Here is an 18,116-nt window from a genome sequence, read left to right as displayed (position 1 = left end):
AAGGAGGATTATCGATGCGTTTTCTGGATACAAGTCTGATCTCGCTGGATGTTGAAGCGAAGGACGCGCAGGAGGCGATTCGCGCTGCCGGGCAGTTATTAGTTGAGATCGGGGCGGCTGAGGACAGCTACGTGGAAGCGATGCTGACGGCTTTTCAAGAACAGGGGCCCTATATCGTGGTCGCTCCGCACATTGCAATCCCTCATGCCAAAGCGGAGTCCGGTGTTCATGAAGCCTCGGTTTCCTTCGTCCGGCTGAAGCAGCCCGTGGCCTTTGGACATCCCGAGAATGATCCCGTCGAGCTCGTGTTCGCCCTAGGCTCCTCGTCAAGCTCGGAGCATATCGATCTGTTACGCAGATTAACCACTTTACTCAATGAACCAACGAATATTGAGGCGTTGAAAGCAGCGAGAACCCCTGAGGATATCGAGGGATTGATCGAATCCTCAATTATCGAGCAGGGAGAATAACCAACACGGGAGGAATCTCCATGAAGATCATCTGCGTTTGCGGTTTAGGACAAGGAACCAGCTTGATTTTACGCATGAATGTGGAAACGGTGCTAAGGGAGATGGGGATCCAGGCTGAGGTGGATCATATGGATGTCTCTTCGGCCTCGAGTATGCCGGCAGATTATATTATTACGAACAATGAGCTGGCTCGAAGCCTGCCTGACCATCGGGCACAAATCATCATCGTCAACAATTACTTTGACTTAGAGGAGATTCGGCAAAACCTGAAAGAAGCTATGTAAAAAGAAGGAGGAAGGGACAATGGATGTTTTATTCTGGATATCCAACAACATCTTTGGGACACCGGCAATTCTTCTTGGCTTCATCGTTTTATTGGGTTTACTGCTGCAAAAGAAATCGACCAGTCAAGTGATCAGCGGCACATTTAAGGCGGTGATTGGGTTCCTCATCATCTCCGCCGGTTCCGGCGTCATCGTTGGGGCATTGAACGTTTTCGAGCCCATGTGGAAAGAAGTGTTCGGGCTGGAGTCGGAAAGCCTGTCGAACTTCCTTGGTCAGAAGACCTTTAATGCGCAGTTTGGCGGCTCTGTGACGATGGCGATGCTGCTTGGTTTTCTGATCAACGTGCTGTTGGCCCGGTTCACGAAGTTCAAGTACATCTACTTGACCGGACACATGATGTTCTGGACGTCCACCATTTTTACCGGAATCGTAATTCATACTGCTGGAGATTCGGTTCCACGGTGGGGGCTGATTCTGTTCATCGCGATCATCCTGGGGGTTTACTGGACCTTCCAGCCCGCACTGACTCAGCCATTCATGCGCAAAATTACGGGGAATGACAATATCGCACTAGGGCATACGTCGGCAGCAGCCGGTCTGCTCGGGGCACTCTTAGGGAAATGGTTAGGGAACAAAGAGAATGATACCGAAAAAATCAAGGTGCCGAAGGGGCTGGAGTTTCTTCGCGATTCTAACGTCATTACGGCACTGTGCATGGGCTTGTTGTTCTTCGTAGGCGCGGTTGTGCTCATGTTAAAAGGAACGCCGGAAGCGCAGAACTTGGTGGCCCAGTCCGGAGATCAAAACTTCATTATTTATTCGATCGTTCAATCGCTGACCTTTGCGGGCGGGATTGCCATCGTCCTGCTTGGGGTCCGGATGTTTATCGGGGAGCTCGTTCCGGCATTTAACGGAATTGCGACCAAGCTCGTCCCGGGTGCAAAACCGGCGCTCGACTGCCCGGTGGTTTATCCATATGCACCCAATGCGGTTATTCTCGGTTTCCTTGGCGCTTTCGTCGGGGCATTAATCTGGCTGGTTGTGCTCGGGAACACGGTGGCGTACATTTTCGTCCCAACGATGATCGTGTTGTTCTTCCACGGGGCTACGGCTGGGGTGTTCGGGAACTCCACCGGCGGAGTCAGAGGGGCATTGTTGGGTGGTTTCATCACCGCAACGATCGTGGCCTGGGGCCAATTCATCATGGTTCGTTATCTGATTTCCACGACGGTGCCGGACACAGCCATGTGGGCAGCCGATACGGATATGTTCATCCTCGGACCGATCATTCGCTTGCTGTCGCAGCTCCTGTTCTAAGGATGTGATCCATCGGAAGGTTACAAATCAGCTGGGGGGAACGCCGAGATGAGCTTCATACGTACGCTGGACGGGGATATCCCCAAAGATCAGCTAGGGTTTACTTATTCGCATGAACATCTCGTCTGCCGGCCTGCTTACTGGTCGGAGCGCGGGGAAGACGATTTGCTGCTGGATGATCCGGAGAAATCCAAACGTGACGTGCTTGATTTTAAGCGGCATGGCGGGGAGGCGATCGTCGACGCAACGGCGATTGATTACGGTCGAGATGTGCAGGCGGTAGTTGACATCATGAAGGAAACTAGGGTGCGCGTTATTGGGACCGCCGGGTTTAACAAGAGCTTCCTTTGGGATGCCCAGATCAAGGATGAGCTGAAGCCGATCCTCGGAAATTACGACACGTATTACGAATGGATTGAAGCGAAGAGCATCAACGAATTAGCCGATTTCGTGATTCGCGAGGTTGAGGAAGGCTTAGAAGGTACGCCCTTCAAAGCAGGCCAGGTGAAATTCGGGACGGGGTATAACCGGATTACGCCGCTGGAGGAGAAAACGCTGCGGGCGGTTGCCAGGGCCCATCACGAAACCAAGGCCCCGATCCACTCCCATACCGAGGTTGGGACGATGGGCTTGGAACAACTTGAGCTGCTTCGCAGCGAGCGGGTTGATCTTCACTTCGTCAGCTTGGGTCACATGGACCGCAACCCAGATCCTTACTACCATGAGCAACTTGCCAAGACCGGTGCTTATCTCTCCTTCGACGGCATCGGCAAGATCAAGTACGGCCCTGAGAGTACCCGCATTGGGCTGATCCTCGATCTCGTCCGCAAAGGCTATGCCAATCAGATCCTCATCAGCGGAGATACCGCCCGGAAATCGTATTACAAGCATTACGATTATGGGCTGGGACTGGAGTACATTATTGCCAAATGGGTTCCGCGGTTTGTGGCCGAAGCGGAACAGGCGGGATTTGACGGGCAGCAGCTGGTGCATCAATTTTTCGTGGAAAATCCGGCGAACTGCTTTAGCTTCAAGCGATGAGGGGGCGTGGTGATTGATCTTTCAATACGAAAATGCCTATGACATTGCGGAAAAAATCAAGCGCATGCCCTGCGCAATCCTGCCGATCGGTGCGGTGGAGGCCCATGGCCCCCACCTGCCGCTTGGCACGGATAACCTGCTGGCCGAGCGGCTGGCGCTCCGGTTGGCTGAACGGACGGAAAGCTTGGTGCTCCCCACGTTACCGTACGGCCAAGTGTGGAGCCTGCAGAACTTCCCTGGCAGCATTAACGTCTCCAATGAGGCGCTGATCCGGATGCTGTACGACATCGGGGAGAGTTTATACCGACAAGGCCTGCGAATCTATGTCATGCTGAACGGACATCTCGGCAACGCCGTAGCGCTGAAGGAGGCTGCGCGCCTGCTTTATAAGGACATTCCCGAATTGAAGGTCTACTATTTCTTCTATCCGGGAACGAAACAGGTGATTGAGCAGGTGAGGGAAACGCCGGCGTCCCACGCATCCTACTTCCATGCCTGTGAGCTGGAGACCTCCTACATGCTCTATTTGGCGGGAGAGTATGTCGATATGGATAAAGCCGTAACGGATATTCCTCACATTGGGCTGGAAGCGGATTGCACGCCAACGCCCTGGGAGGAATTTACGTCCACCGCGGTTCTTGGCGATGCGAAGCTCGCAACCAAAGAAAAGGGCGAACAGATCATCGAAGCCGCCTTGAATGCGATGGCCGCTATGATTGAAGGGGCTAAGCAACGTTTGCCAAACAGGAAGGAGACGTGATCTATGATGCTGCATGAGTATGTGGAGCAGATCCGTCGCAGCCTCGACCAGATCGAGGAACGGGAAGCAGAGCGCATTAGACAGGCGGCTCGGAGGACGGCGGAAACGATCATGCAGGGAGGCGTGATCCACTTGTTTGGATGCGGACACTCCCACATTCTCACCGAGGAAGTGTTCTATCGCGCGGGAGGATTAGCACCGATTCATCCCATTTTGGTCGAACCGTTGATGCTGCATGAAGGAGCGGTTCGCTCGTCGGAGCTGGAACGGCAGAACGGGCTGGCTGAGTCGTTTATGCACAATCAGGACATTCGTCCGGGAGAGGTGATGATCGTGTTATCGACTTCCGGCAGGAATCCGGTGCCGGTGGATGTCGCTCAAATCGCGAAGGCGAAAGGGGCTTACACGATCGGCATCACTTCGCTCGAGTATTCGCAGAGCTGGCCGTCTCGGCATGTCAGCGGGAAACATTTATATGATGCCGTCGACTTGGTCATCGATAATCATGCGGTGAAGGGAGACGCGGTGCTGTCTTATCCGGGAGTGCCGGTACCGTTCGCACCGACGTCAACGGTGATCGGGGCTGTTATTCTGAACAGTATCTTTGCCGGGGCGATTGTGATGATGACCGATGAGGGTTATGAGCCTCCTGTATTCTTAAGTGGAAATATCGACGGGGCGGATGAGCGAAACAGGCAGTTGATCGCTCATTACCGCGATCGGATCTCTTTATTGTCCTAATTGAACCGCACAGTGAAGGTTGGCATGGATCCGGCCTTGGCTGTGCGGATTTTTGTCGTGATGGATTGATTTGGATAAATAGAAGCGCGAAATGCACATGGAAATGTGCTGGGTACCGTGTTACCTTAACGTTGAAATCACGATAAGACCAGTTGTACTCGAGAAGGAGGCGAAGGAATGAAGGAGCATCAAGGGGCTTACTGCACAGGAACGTACCGGAACTTGCTGGCTGAATACGGTTACGGGGAAGAGGCGATTCAGCGTCGATTGGATGAGACATGGGAGCAGTTATTTGAAGGAGACGAAGAAACGCGTATTTATTACCCTTCCGGCGAAGATATGGGCTATATGCTGGATACCGGCAACCTGGACGTACGAACGGAGGGGATGTCCTACGGGATGATGATGGCCGTTCAATACGACCGCCAGGATGTGTTCGATCGGATCTGGAAATGGACAGTAACCTATATGTATATGACCGAAGGGGATAACGCCGGGTACTTCGCCTGGTCCTGTGCACCGGACGGCAAGCGTCTATCCAACGGGCCGGCACCGGATGGCGAGGAGTATTTTGCGCTGGCGCTGCTGTTTGCGTCTCATCGTTGGGGCGACCGGGAGGCGCCGTTCAACTACGGCACCCAGGCTCGGGATTTGCTGCGCACCTGCCTGCATAAAGGGGAGGACGGACCAGGTTATCCGATGTGGAATCCGGACAACAAGCTGATCAAGTTTGTTCCAAACTGTGAGTTTTCTGATCCTTCCTATCATCTTCCTCATTTCTATGAGTTGTTTGCGCTGTGGGCCTACCCGGAGGATCGAGCGTTCTGGAAGGAAGCGGCTGAGGCGAGTCGGCAATATCTGCACCTGGCTTGCCACCCGGTTACCGGTCTTGCACCGGAGTATGCATATTATGATGGAACGCCAAATAACGAACGGGGGTACGGCCACTTCTTCAGCGATGCGTATCGAGTCGCGGCCAATCTTGGCCTCGATTGGGAATGGTTTGCCGCCGATCCTTGGCAACGGGAGGCGGTGGGCAAGATTCAGGCGTTTTTCGCTGATAAAGAGCCGGAGGACTACCGCCGCTACACGATCTCAGGGGAGCCGTTTGAGGAACCGGCTTTGCATCCGGTCGGGTTGCTGGCAACCAACGCGATGGCCTCACTGGCGGCCGACGGCCCCCAAGCTAAGGCCTGTGTTGATTTGTTCTGGAACACTCCCGTCCGAACCGGAAAGCGCCGCTACTACGACAACTGCCTCTATTTGTTTGCGCTGTTGGCGTTGAGCGGGAACTACCGGATATGGATGCCGAGGGGTGAGGCGTAAGGCTGAATCGGGAGTGGGCGGCTGGGAAGGGTCGAGGGCCGTTGATCTAGCTAAGATGAACGTAAAACAAAGACAGCCCTCCAAATTGCTACATCTCGTAGGTTAAAATGGATAGTGATTAACCCAAACCATTTCAGAGCTACATAGCAAAGGAGAGCTGATACTATGCAGTCTACCACAAAATTCGTCGGTTTAGATGTATCCAAAGAAAAAATTTCGGTTGCGATTGCAGATGTGAGCGGGGAAGCTCCACGCTATTACGGAACCATTCCCCACACACCGGCAGCGTTACGCAAGCTTATCAAAGAGCTGGGAGCGGCCGAAACGCTATCGTTTTGCTACGAGGCAGGACCCACAGGTTACGAAACCTATCGCTGGATCACCTCCATGGGGGCCCACTGTGTCGTCATTGCTCCATCGCTCATTCCCAAACGCCCCGGCGACCAAGTGAAAACAGATCGACGGGATGCCGAGCAACTCGCGCGTTTGTATCGTGCAGGAGAGCTCGCTCCCGTTTACGTCCCCGAACGGGAAGATGAGGCTCTACGGGAATTGGTTCGCGCCCGTGAAGCTGCCAAGGAAGATGCCCACCGGGCTCGTCAGCGGGTCTTGAAGTTCTTGCTCCGTCACCAGATAGAGCCACCGGCCACAATCAAGCGTCGCTGGACGAAGAAGTATCGCGTCTGGCTGGGGCAACTGGTATTCCCGTACGAGCCCATGCAGGTGGCCTTCGATGAGATGCTTCATGCTTTGAATGAGATCGAGCAGCGCATGGGTCGCCTAGAAAAAGCACTGGTAGAGCAAGCGGCGACCGGCTCCAAGGCTTCGCTAATTCAAGTTCTTCAGTCCTTACGCGGGATTGGATTGCTCACAGCCATCACCCTTGCGGCTGAAATCGGAACCTTTGCGCGTTTTCGCTCCCCAGCCCAACTGATGGCGTACTTGGGACTGGTCCCTCGTGAGTATTCCACGGGCCTAAGTACTCGTCGAGGCAGCATGACCAAAGCCGGAAACGGCCGCTTGCGCCGGACTTTAGTGGAGTCCGCTTGGAGTTACCGTCATCGTCCTGCCGTGAAGGGCGATCTCGCCAAACGACTAGATGGCATGCCGGCCGACGTACAACTGTTGTCCTGGAAGGCCCAAGAAAGACTGCATTCCAAATACCGCCATCTTGTGTTTGGAAAGAACAAACACAAGAATGTGGCCGTCGGTGCGGTGGCCAGGGAACTGATTGGGTTTGTATGGGCTGTTGCCCGAACCGTGGAACAGCCCGCCGCATCCTAACAGCTTTTCGATGATGAAGGACGCAGGGGACCTTGCCCCCTGCACCCCCACACTCGCCGTGTGGCGTTCCTCATCTTCGATGAGGAATTGCAAAAGTGTTGATTTGTAACTACCCGCTTGTCAAGGAAGACGCTTGACAAGCTCACGCCTGAGCACGAGGCCCGGGAGCAAACGAAGGTTTGGGAGAGAAATTGCGTTGTCCGTTTGCACTAAGTTTCGGAAGGGACTGAACGTGCGTTTCTAGCTTGCAAAAGCTCTCCTTGACGAAGGCATAACATGTGGTAACCAACCCACGGATAGCAGCGTGCCGACCGTCGCTCGCATTTTTGCTCTCGCGCCACGTGCTCAGGCAAGGTTTAAACTGAGGGCTTGACAAAAACGTTCATAGCAACGGACTCCAGTGCTCTTAGTTCCGTTGATTCGTGGGGAATCGAGTTCTAACGGATTGAGAAGACGTTATTTGGGCAAATCGTTGCCTAGTACCATAGCGAAATGGCAAATAAGGGCTGGAGTGTCCGTTAAACCGGGAAATCGTCGGGAAATCGTGGATTAACGTCATTACGGTCCGTTACAGCAGGGATTCGCCAAGTTGCCAAGTCGCCGGCTCGTTTAACTCAGACGCGGCCTTTGCCCCAAAAAAGCGAGCCCGGAATTCCTCCCAGGCTCACTTCATTAAATGCGTATCCGCTGCAATCAGCCCTTCACCGCGCCGGCGGTGAGGCCGCTGACGATGTATTTTTGGCCGAACAGATAGAGAATAAATACCGGCAACGATGTCAGCACGAGGTTGGCAAAAATAAGATTCCATTCCCGGCTGTATTTGCCGTAGAAATTATAAATGGACAGCGGCATTGTCCAGGTCGAACTGTCGGTCAGGAAGTAGAGCGGAATCGTGATGTCATTCCACACCGACATGAACACCATAATCGCAACGGTAGCATTCACTGGCAGGATCAGCGGCGTCACGATCCGGAAGAATACGCCGAGCACGCTGGCCCCTTCCAGGAACGCCACCTCGTCGAGCGCTTTCGGGATCGTCTTGATGAACCCGCTGTAGAGGAACACGCTAAAGGCGGTGTTCAGCGAGGCGTAAATCAGAATGACGCTGGTGATGCTGCCGTAGAAGCCCAGCGCTTGCACGATCCGGATGGTCGTAATTGTCGACATCGGGGCGATCAGGCCCATAAAGAAAAACATGTACAGCGTATTGGCGAGTTTCGTCTCGCGACGCGCCAGAATAAAGGAGGCCGCCGAAGAAGCCACGATGTTGATGATCGAAGATACACCGGTAATCAACACGCTGTTCCAGAACGACCGGGCGAGCCCGCCTTCTTCAAAGACGCGCACGTAGTTGGAGAACATCCACTTTTCGGGCAGTTTGATCGAGAAATCCATTACTTCGGCGCTCGTCTTAAAAGAACCGAAGATCATGATTAACACCGGCAAAAGAATCAGCAATGAAGCCAGCAGCAGAAGGCCTTCGACAATATAGTTACGAATGGCGAGTTTGCGTGTAAATCCCATTATTCGGTGACCTCCTTACGCCGCATGAAGATGAGCAGCGGGATGGCAATGATCGTAACTGCCACGAACAACAGTGTATTGATGGCTGTCCCCAGCCCCCAGCTTCCTTCGCCGAAGGACCGTAGGATGATCGTGCCGACGACCTGTGAAGCATTGCCCGGGCCCCCGCCGGTCAGGACGAAGACCTCCGAGAAGACCTTCAGCCCGCCGATGAGGGTGAGCATCAGGTTGATATTAATCGCTGGCAGCAGGAGCGGCAGCGTGATATTCGTGAACTTTTTCCAGGATCCGGCCCCGTCGATGGTTGCCGCTTCGTAGTACTCCTGGGAAATGGATTGCAATCCGGCCAAATAAATCGCCATTTGAAAACCGGCATGCTGCCAGATCGAGATCACGGCGATGGTCCAGATGACGATATGCGGATTGGTGAGCCAAGCCTGGCTTAATGCGTGCAACCCCACCGCATTGAACATCCGGTTGATCGCGCCTTCCGTGCGCAAGATTGGAGTAAACACGATCCCGATAACCAGGATGCTCAGAATGGACGGGGAATAAAAAATCGCCCGCAGCAAGTTCCGCGTCTTGAGCCGCATATTTAGAGCCACCGCAAGGACGATCCCGATCAGGTTCTTCCCAACCACGGTGACGACGGCGAAGATTAGGGTGTTTTTAAGCGCGAGGAGCAGTGTTTTATCGGAGAAGATCTTATGGAAGTTCTCCCATCCGATGAATTTGATCGTCAAGCGATCCAGCCGCCAATCGGTAAAGGAATAATAAAAGCCCGTAAACGCCGGGATGACAAAAAAGATCGTGTAAATGAGTAACGCCGGTAATACGAGATAATAGGAATATAGATTTTTGACCGATGCTTTTGATTTCATGTTTTCCACCCCACTATAGACTGGGGCAGCATAACCCCCGGACGGGACTTATGCTGCCTGCCATTCTTCCGATTTAGAAACCGGGGATTTCTTTATCTGCCATCAGTTGGCTGAACTTCTCGTCCCAAGCCTTCAGAACCTCTTCCGGGGTTAGGCCGCCGGCGAATTGGTCTTGGAGCAGCCGGTACAGCTCGCTGCGGTCAACCAGCATGTAGGCGTCGGTAGTCAAGACGGTTTTCTTCGGCGTGATGTAGTTATCGACGATTTCTTGCTTGTAGTCCGGCAATTCCGGCGTCGTAACGTCATTCAGGTTGGATACGTACCCTTTGGAGTCAACGATTTTCTGGGCGATTTCTTTCGAGCCTAAGAAGTTCAGGAACTCTTTGGCTTCCGCCAAGTGCTTCGCTTTCTTCGGAATGAACAGCTGGCCGCCCAGCGGGCTGGCACCCAGGCTGGCATCTTCCTCGGAAGGGATCGGGAAGACGCCGAGGCGCATGTTCGGATCCTGCTTCAGCACGCCTTCGATCAGCCAGTCTCCCATGAACATCATGGCGACTTCCTTGTTCAGGAATTTCCCCACCGCCATATCGTAGCTGTCACTCAGGACGTCGGCGTTGGTGTAGCCTTGCTTATACACGTCATACTGCTGCTGCAGGAACGTTTGGAATTCCGGGATGTCGGACCATTTTTTCTTATTGCTGTTCAGATCGTCGAAGAAGGTCGGATCGCTCTTGGCTACGAAGTTGGCAAACGCAGCGGCCGGCCAAATATTCGCGGCCCAGTTGTCCTTGTACGGCATAAATACTGGAGTGACTCCGCTGGCTTTGATCTTCTCGCAGACAGCCAGGAATTCTTCAAAGTTCTTAGGAATGGACAGACCCAGTTCGTCAAAGATGTCTTTGTTATAGACCACGCCTTGCATCCCGGTGTCTTGGCTGACATGGAAGCTGTAGATGTGCCCGTATGCGGACAGGACGTCTTTGTTCAAAATCCGGCTGGCCCAAGGCTCGTCATCCAGAATTTCAAAGTTGCGCTCCAGATTCAGGTCCGTGGTTGCGCTGGCCAGATTGTATTGAATGATGTCCGGCGTTTCTTCAACGGCCAGCTTCGTCTGTAAGACGGTTGTCGTTTGCTCGGCTGGAATCAGCTGCAAATTGACTTTGATGTTCGTCTGCTTCTCAAATTCGTCGAGGATATCTTGTTGGATGAAGGCGGAGTCCTGCGAGCTTTTGGAGATCGCTAACTCAATGGTGACTTTGTCGCCCTTGGCGCCGCCGCTGTTGTTGCCGTCTTGGGCGGTGTTGTTGGACTTGGCGCCTCCGGATCCGCAGGCTGCGAGCGATAAGGCCAGCAAACCGGCGATGACTGCGGTGGTTGTTCTCTTCAGTGCGTAATTCAAGGCAAATCCCCCTCTGTTTGATATGTCTTTGAATGCGCTTGCAACTTGATTATAGTTTTCAGTCTGTGTCAGGTACATGTCTGAGGGTGACAGATGAGGTGTAAAATTGTGAACTTGTAACCGTTGTCATGACGTGAAGCAAAGTGGTACAGTTAAACCATCCTAATGCAACATGGCCATAGCCAAAGGGGGCCAAGCCAACGTCATGAAACCTTTCTTCCTCCGCAGAAGTCAGCTGAGCTTGCAGAATAAAGTCTTTTTAACCTTTGTAGCTCTGCTTCTGTTTATATTGGGTTGCTTTATCGTCTACGTCAATCTGGTCGTCATCAAACCGTTGAAAGAGAAAACGGTGGAGGCCAAGCTGGCCGCAGTGACCAAGGTGAGCCAGCAGCTCGACGATTATGTGGACAGTCAGAACCAAATGTCGCAGCGGATTTTGTCCAGCAAGGATGTTTTTACGATTCTGGAGCGGGGTTATCAAACCGACGCTAACCTCGAACGGCTGAATCAAAGCCGCAGGCTGAAGGATCTGATGTTTCAGGCGATCGGCCCCAGAATGAATATCAAGGACATGGTGATTTACGATAAGGCCGGACGCAAAATCGTGTCCTATATTGGTTTACAAGGGGATGCGGCTTCGATCGAAGGTTATCTGAAAAAGAGTCTCATCGACGGAAGCTGGAGCGGCAGCGGTTATGTTCTGGAACGTCAGGGAGGGGCCGTTTCGTTTATTCGATCGATCAATAATCAGAACGGGACGGTATTCGGATATCTGAGCATCCTGTTGGATAATGCATACCTGCAAAGGATCACGCAAGGCGTGGGCAGCGGCCAGGTGTACATCTTGGACCAGAACGGCCAGCCGGTGGTTGGAGATATCCCGAAGGAGCATGCCGAGTTGACAACGCGACATTCAGTTGACGGCGTCCATGTGGACGATCACGGGAACTATGTGGCTTACGCCAGGTCGGAAAGCACCGGGTGGACAACCTATCTAGTGACGCCGAAGCAAGACGTACTGGGACCCGTCAACTCGGTCAAGTATTTGTCCATTTTGCTGATTACGGCGTTGATGCTGTTATCTTTTGTGTATATTTATTTTTCTTCGCGTAGTCTGCTGTTGCCGATCCGGAAGCTGCGCAGTCAGATATGGCGGATCAGCTATAGCAATATGAATCTCAAATGGGACAACCCTACGCAAAATAACGATTTAATTCTATTAAACGAGGCTTTTCAGGATCTGATGGAACGGCTGCAAGCATCGATTGAACGGGAGAAGATCGCCTTGCATGAGGAGGTCAAGGCGCGCAACTCCGCGCTCCAGGCCCAAATTGCACCGCATTTCATCCATAACGTGCTGTATTTGATTAGCATCGCGGCCCAGGAAGGGAAGACCGACGTCGTCACCGACATGTGCAAGCACCTGTCGGACAGCCTGCGCTACATCGTATCTTCCCCTTATGCGCACGTCACCTTAGCCGATGAACTCGAGCATACGCGGCATTACCTGTCGCTTGTTCAGCAAAAATACGAAGATGATCTCGAATGGGAGATCCATACGGACGATTCGGCGCGGAACGTGCAGTTGCCGCGGTTGGTGCTTCAGCCTTTTGTGGAGAACTGTATCGAGCATGCGTTCATTCACCGTGACCCTCCTTGGCGGATCGAGATTACGGTGAAGCAGTTCAACGGGCTGTGGGCCGTGGAAATTAAGGATAACGGAGACGGGTTCCCGCCCGGGAAGATCGATGAAATCATGGACAACCTGCGGAAGAGCGAAGCTGCTGACGGAGAGGGGGGTGAACGCCCCGCCTCGATTGGCAATATGGGCATTGTGAACAGCGTCGGCCGACTGAAGTTAATGTACCAGAACCGGCTGTTCTTCAATCTGTTTAACCAAGCAGATGGGGAAAAAGGCGCCACGGTTCAGATCATCGGTTCGCTCACCAAGGACTTCTACTGAACAAGGAGGGCACAGCATGTACAACGTCATGATCGTGGAAGACAGCAAGCCGATCTTGCGAAACATCCGAACATTGCTGGGTTCCCTGGAGCTCCCGTTCCAGGTGACGGCTACAGCGGCCAACGGCGAGGAAGCGTTAGAGCTCATCCGGCAGCAGCCGGTGGACCTGGTGTTGACCGATATTCGCATGCCTAAGCTGGACGGCCTCGCGTTTATCGAAGAGGCGAAGCAGATCCGCCCGCAGTTGTTATTTATTTTGATCAGCGGATACAACGATTTCGAATACACGCGCAAGGCGATTAATTTGCAGGTATTTGACTATTTACTCAAGCCCGTCGAACGCAAGCAGTTGTTGGAAGTGATGGAACGGGCGCTGGAGCGTCTCCGCAGCCGGGTTCCCAGTGAAGCGGAGCTGTTTCAGGAGATTGTAGCTCCGGAGGTTTATGCGGATTTGCAGCTCGGGGATCAATTCCGCCATTACGGTAAGCTCTTGATCCTCATCCGGAGGCAGCCGTTTACCGGCAGGCGGGAGCTTTGGAACGCGGAGGAGCTTCAGCGCAGACTGGATGCTATGTTTGCTCCGCAGCTCTGCTGGGTGTTTCCGACGCAGGTGCCTGGTCAATTTCTTGCTATGGTGCAAAAAACGGCGGCGGACGCTTATTCCTCGGTGTATCAATGCCTGGAGTCCGTTCGCAAAACGCTGGAGGCGGCGGGGCTCGCGGCGACGATTGGCGGACAGCTGCAGTCCGGCGATCCGGATCGCCTGCCTGAACTGTACCACCGCATGTCAGGCATTTTGGACGAACGGCAGCCGGTTCACCAAGGCATCGTGGTAGATACGGAGATTCCCCAGACATTGGTTCAGCCGGAGGGTTCTGAGCTGGATCGGGCGACTGCCGCGGCCTTTACAGAGCTTATCGTGGGGCGGAGGAAGGAGCAGTTCTTGTTAAAGCTGAACGAGCAGCTGGCCAAATGGTCGAGCCACAACATTCGGTTTGCGGAGCTGGAACGATTTATTGCACTCATGACCGATGCTTTCTCACAAGCGGGAGGCGACTCGGAGACCGGACATCGGCTGGAGCTCGAGACTTCTTCACGTCGTTTGCTTGATGCGGATTGTTTTGAGAGGTTTGGCGAGAACTTGTTGGAATGGACGAAGCAATCCTTCGAATGGCTGCAGGCGCAGAACCGAAAAAGCGGTGAGGAACTGTTTCGGCAGATTGAGGAATACGTCAGGCTCAATCTGTACTCGTATCTTTCGCTCGCCGATGTGGCGCAGAAATTTCACGTCAGCCCCTCGTATGTCAGCCGGGTCATGAGGAGGTATGCTCAAAGCACCTTCGTGCAATATTATACTGGCCTCAAAATCAAAGAGGCCTGCAGGCTGATTGCCTGCAAGCCGGAAATGCGAATTAAAGAGGTGTCTGATGCTTTGTCATTCAGCGATCAGCACTATTTCTCCAAAGTGTTTAAGGAGTACACGGGCTGCAGCCCTTCGGATTACAAGGAGCGCTGTCCTCCGAACAACCCGGACAACAGCTCGTAAGAGCGCAAGCGGGCCTTGTGGTCGTAGATCTGGGCAGCGACGATGATCTCGTCGGCTTCGGTCTCGGCCAGCAGGTGCTCCAGCCGGTTCCGCACCGTCTCGGGTGAGCCGATCGCCGAATAGCTGAGCTGGCGTTCGACCACCGCTTGCTCCTGCGGCGTCCAGTCGAGATGCTCCACTGGCGGGCTAAGCTGTGAGGTGCGCCGGCGGATCAAGTTCAAGAACTGCTGGTGCTGGGAGGTCGCCAAGCGACGAGCCTCCGCATCGGTATCGGCGACGATCACGTTCACGCCGATCATCGCATAAGGCTTCGCCAGTTCCGCCGACGGACGGAAGTGCGTGCGGTATAAATTGAGCGCCGGGAGCAAGTAATCCGGCGCGAAATGGCTGGCGAAGGCGAACGGCAGACCGAGCTGGGCGGACAGCTGCGCGCTGAAGCCGCTGGAGCCGAGCAGCCAGATCGGGATGTGCAAGCCTTCGCCGGGAATCGCGCGCACGCGCATCGAGGAGCCGGAGACGGGCTGGAAATAATTCCGCAGCTCTGCGAGCCGCTCTGGAAAATCCTGCCCGTCACTGCCCGGCCCGCGGCGCAGCGCGTGCGAAGTCAGCGGGTCGGAGCCGGGCGCCCGACCCAGGCCGAGATCGATCCGCCCCGGGTACAGCGACTCGAGCGTGCCGAACTGCTCCGCGATAACAAGCGGCGCGTGGTTTGGCAGCATGATGCCGCCGGATCCAACGCGGATCTTCTTCGTACCGCCGGCGATGTGTCCGATCACGACGGAGGTCGCCGAGCTGGCAATGCCGGGCATGCCGTGATGCTCTGCGAGCCAATAGCGGTGGTAGCCCCAGTTCTCGGCATGCTGGGCAAGGTCCAGCGAATTGCGCAGCGATTCGGCCGCCGTGCTGCCGGCGGTAATCGGCGCCAAGTCGAGAATCGAGACCGGAATATGGGATAAACGATACGATGAATCGTTAGTCTTACTTGAATCAGGCATAAAAACTAGCCTCCTTAGGCAGGAAATGAGATGCGAAAGCCTAATTTCTATTATAATCGAAATTTTAAGATTTGAGCGAAAAACAATAACCAATTCGATAACAGTTTTTATAGGAGGAACTTATGAGCGAACGTCCAATGATCACGAATCCGATTTTACGCGGCTTTAACCCTGATCCCTCAATCTTGCGAGTTGGGGATGACTACTACATCGCGACTTCTACCTTCGAATGGTTCCCGGGTGTGCAAATTCATCATTCTCGGGATCTCGTGAACTGGCAACTGATCGGCCACCCGCTGACGAGGGTGTCACAGCTGGATATGCTGGGCAACCCCGGCTCTTGCGGGATATGGGCCCCTTGCCTCAGCTATGATAACGGGCTGTTCTACCTGATTTACACTGATGTCAAAAGCCGTCACGGCGCGTTCAAGGATACGCCCAACTATCTGGTTACTGCCCCGGATATTCGCGGCCCCTGGTCGGATCCGATCTATTTGAACAGCAGCGGCTTCGACCCTTCGTTGTTCCATGATGATGACGGGCGCAAGTGGCTGGTGAACATGCTGTGGGATCACCGGAAAGGGAAGAACCACTTTGCTGGCATCGTGCTTCAAGAATATGATCCGAAGCAGCAGAAGCTGGTGGGTCCAGTGAAAAATATTTTCCTAGGCACTGACCTTAGAGTAACCGAAGGCCCGCATTTGTATAAAAGAAATGGCTACTACTACCTGCTGACAGCGGAAGGCGGCACGCATTACGAACATGCGGTCACGATGGCCCGATCGCGGACGATCGACGGACCGTATGAAGTGGACCCTACCAATCCGATTCTCACCTCGGCGGGTAAACCGCATCTGGAGCTGCAAAAGGCGGGACATGCCTCGCTGGTCGAGACCCAGACAGGGGAATGGTACATGGTGCATCTGACTGGACGGCCGACGAAGGACATCTATTGTACGCTTGGCAGGGAAACGGCGATTCAACGCGGGGTCTGGACCGAAGACGGCTGGTTCCGGTTGGAAACCGGTGGGAATGAGCCGCAAGTGAAGGTGCCTGCTCCCGCCTTGCCGCCGCACCCGTTTGAACCGGAGGCGGAACGGGACGATTTCGAGGCGGAGACGCTGGGGGTACATTGGAGCACCCTGCGTGTTCCGGCCACGGAGGATTGGCTGACACTGCGCGAGCGTCCTGGCTTCCTGCGCTTGTATGGCCGCGAGTCGATGAACTCGCTGTTCCGGCAGAGCCTGGTGGCGCGGCGGCAGCAATCGTTCCATTGCCTGGCGGAGACGGTGGTGGAGTTCGAGCCGGAGACGTTCCAGCAGATGGCGGGCCTGACCGTGTTCTACGACACGAACGATCATGTATATCTGCGGATCTCCCGAGATGAGACGAAGGGCAAGAGCCTGAATTTGATCCAGACCAAATACGGCGTTTACGACGAACTGCTGGCGGAAGATATCTCGATTGAAGGGGCTTCGCGTTGCTGGCTGCGGGTCGTAATCGAACGCGAGCTGGCAAGTTTCTACTACAGCCTGGACGGGGAGATCTGGCATGCAGTAGGCGAAGCCGTTGACGTAAGCCACATGTCCGACGATCCGGCGGAGAGATTGCGCTTCACCGGCACCTTTATTGGCGTCTGCGCCCAGGATCTAAGCGGGATGCGCAAGCCTGCCGATTTCGACTATTTTATTTATAAGGAGCTTGATTCATTCTCAAAATGAGAGGGGGTGTAAGAGGGTGTATTTACGAGAGATCACGCTGCTTAAAGAGAAGATGCCCTCCTTCCACGCATACCCTTTCTCGCTCCCGTTAGTTCGAAAGATGAACAAGCTGTATCTCCGCCGTCCAGTTACCTTTTTTGTTGGGGAGAACGGTTCGGGTAAATCCACGTTGCTGGAGGGGATTGCCTACCAATGCGGGTTTAATCCGGCTGGCGGTGGGAGAAACAACGTCTACGAGGTAGATCGATCTGAATCTGCGCTTGGAGACTACCTTCGTCTCTCCTGGAACCCGAAAGTCACGAATGGCTTCTTTTTGCGGGCGGAGTCGTTTTATTCGTTTGCCTCGCATATCGATGATGTCGCAGCAACACGGGCTTACGGCGGGGTGTCCTTGCACAGCCAATCGCATGGCGAGTCGTTCCTCAGCTTGTTCAAGTATCGATTTGGCAGCCGGGGCATTTATCTGCTGGACGAACCGGAGGCGGCCCTGTCTCCAGCCCGGCAGTTGTCCTTGATGCGGATTATCCATGACTTATCGGATCGCGCCCAGTTCATTATCGCCACGCATTCACCGATTCTGATGGGGTATCCGGACGCGGACATCTTAAGTTTTGATGGCGATCAGCTGGAGCAGATACGTTACGAGGATACGGATCACTACCAAATTACGCGCCGTTTCCTCGAAAACCGGAACAGTGTCCTTCGCACGTTGTTTGAGGATGAAGACGAGGGCGAAGACATCTCCTAGCGTAGCAGTTAGGGCGCAACAGCGAACCAGCGGTCTAACGCTTGCCAGAAACGCTATTGGGCCGAAAACGGGGGCGATGAGAATCTAACGCTTATGAGAGAGCTTATTTGCTGGT

Annotated in this window: 16 protein-coding genes; 12 read left to right on the top strand and 4 right to left on the bottom strand. The window is 54.1% G+C overall.

All coding sequences use genetic code 11. The features are described 5' to 3' along the window. Positions 1 to 14 precede the first annotated feature (14 nt). From C812_RS19205 to C812_RS19170, 8 genes are all read left to right on the top strand, one after another. Positions 15 to 470, top strand: coding sequence for a PTS sugar transporter subunit IIA (locus tag C812_RS19205; protein ID WP_016314305.1), 456 nt, complete (start codon positions 15 to 17; stop codon positions 468 to 470). Between the two features lie 20 nt (positions 471 to 490). Next, the gene (locus C812_RS19200; protein WP_016314304.1) at positions 491 to 754 is read left to right on the top strand and encodes a PTS sugar transporter subunit IIB; all 264 of its coding nucleotides are present in this window, start codon (positions 491 to 493) and stop codon (positions 752 to 754) included. A gap of 19 nt (positions 755 to 773) precedes the next feature. Next, the gene (locus tag C812_RS19195; protein ID WP_016314303.1) at positions 774 to 2,072 is read left to right on the top strand and encodes a PTS ascorbate transporter subunit IIC; all 1,299 of its coding nucleotides are present in this window, start codon (positions 774 to 776) and stop codon (positions 2,070 to 2,072) included. Between the two features lie 48 nt (positions 2,073 to 2,120). Continuing rightward, positions 2,121 to 3,113 carry a phosphotriesterase family protein gene (locus C812_RS19190; RefSeq protein WP_016314302.1) on the top strand — a complete coding sequence of 331 codons (993 nt, stop codon included), beginning with the start codon at positions 2,121 to 2,123 and terminating at the stop codon, positions 3,111 to 3,113. A 13-nt stretch (positions 3,114 to 3,126) separates the two neighbouring features. Beyond that, positions 3,127 to 3,873, top strand: coding sequence for a creatininase family protein (locus C812_RS19185; RefSeq protein ID WP_016314301.1), 747 nt, complete (start codon positions 3,127 to 3,129; stop codon positions 3,871 to 3,873). Between the two features lie 6 nt (positions 3,874 to 3,879). Continuing rightward, a complete protein-coding gene (locus C812_RS19180; RefSeq protein ID WP_036626132.1) occupies positions 3,880 to 4,614 on the top strand; it encodes an SIS domain-containing protein in 735 nt (244 codons plus the stop codon). 177 nt (positions 4,615 to 4,791) lie between these two features. Further along, on the top strand, positions 4,792 to 5,940 hold the full coding sequence (locus tag C812_RS19175; RefSeq protein WP_016314299.1) for a family 8 glycosyl hydrolase: 1,149 nt from the start codon (positions 4,792 to 4,794) through the stop codon (positions 5,938 to 5,940). A 165-nt stretch (positions 5,941 to 6,105) separates the two neighbouring features. After that, positions 6,106 to 7,224, top strand: a complete 1,119-nt coding sequence (locus tag C812_RS19170; protein ID WP_016310904.1) for an IS110 family RNA-guided transposase — start codon at positions 6,106 to 6,108, stop codon at positions 7,222 to 7,224. Positions 7,225 to 7,917: 693 nt separating this feature from the next. Here C812_RS19170 and C812_RS19165 read toward each other — a convergent pair. From C812_RS19165 to C812_RS19155, 3 genes are all read right to left on the bottom strand, one after another. Continuing rightward, positions 7,918 to 8,748: a carbohydrate ABC transporter permease gene (locus tag C812_RS19165; protein ID WP_016314298.1), complete on the bottom strand. Its 831-nt coding sequence runs from the start codon at positions 8,746 to 8,748 to the stop codon at positions 7,918 to 7,920. Continuing rightward, entirely contained in the window at positions 8,748 to 9,629 is an 882-nt protein-coding gene (locus C812_RS19160) for a carbohydrate ABC transporter permease (RefSeq protein WP_016314297.1), read from the bottom strand. Before C812_RS19160 ends, C812_RS19165 begins: the two co-directional genes overlap by 1 nt. 73 nt (positions 9,630 to 9,702) lie before the next feature. Further along, positions 9,703 to 11,028: an ABC transporter substrate-binding protein gene (locus C812_RS19155; protein ID WP_016314296.1), complete on the bottom strand. Its 1,326-nt coding sequence runs from the start codon at positions 11,026 to 11,028 to the stop codon at positions 9,703 to 9,705. Positions 11,029 to 11,233: 205 nt separating this feature from the next. On the opposite strand from C812_RS19155, the gene C812_RS19150 reads away from it, so the two are divergent. Further along, the gene (locus C812_RS19150) at positions 11,234 to 12,991 is read left to right on the top strand and encodes a sensor histidine kinase (RefSeq protein WP_016314295.1); all 1,758 of its coding nucleotides are present in this window, start codon (positions 11,234 to 11,236) and stop codon (positions 12,989 to 12,991) included. A 16-nt stretch (positions 12,992 to 13,007) separates the two neighbouring features. Continuing rightward, positions 13,008 to 14,537 (top strand): response regulator transcription factor, encoded by a 1,530-nt coding sequence (locus C812_RS19145; protein ID WP_016314294.1) that lies wholly within the window; start codon positions 13,008 to 13,010, stop codon positions 14,535 to 14,537. Here the strand turns inward: C812_RS19145 and C812_RS19140 are convergent. Beyond that, positions 14,492 to 15,532, bottom strand: coding sequence for an LLM class flavin-dependent oxidoreductase (locus C812_RS19140; RefSeq protein ID WP_016314293.1), 1,041 nt, complete (start codon positions 15,530 to 15,532; stop codon positions 14,492 to 14,494). The genes C812_RS19145 and C812_RS19140 overlap by 46 nt on opposite strands. 122 nt (positions 15,533 to 15,654) lie before the next feature. Here C812_RS19140 and C812_RS19135 point away from each other — a divergent pair, with 122 nt between their 5' ends. After that, a complete protein-coding gene (locus tag C812_RS19135) occupies positions 15,655 to 17,253 on the top strand; it encodes a glycoside hydrolase family 43 protein (RefSeq protein ID WP_016314292.1) in 1,599 nt (532 codons plus the stop codon). Between the two features lie 16 nt (positions 17,254 to 17,269). After that, positions 17,270 to 18,001: an AAA family ATPase gene (locus C812_RS19130; protein WP_016314291.1), complete on the top strand. Its 732-nt coding sequence runs from the start codon at positions 17,270 to 17,272 to the stop codon at positions 17,999 to 18,001. Positions 18,002 to 18,116 lie beyond the last annotated feature (115 nt).

Source organism: Paenibacillus barengoltzii G22, assembly GCF_000403375.2.
In the GTDB taxonomy this organism is placed as follows: domain Bacteria; phylum Bacillota; class Bacilli; order Paenibacillales; family Paenibacillaceae; genus Fontibacillus; species Fontibacillus barengoltzii.
Note: the sequence above shows the minus strand (reverse complement) of the source record. Positions and strands in the feature narration are given on the sequence as shown.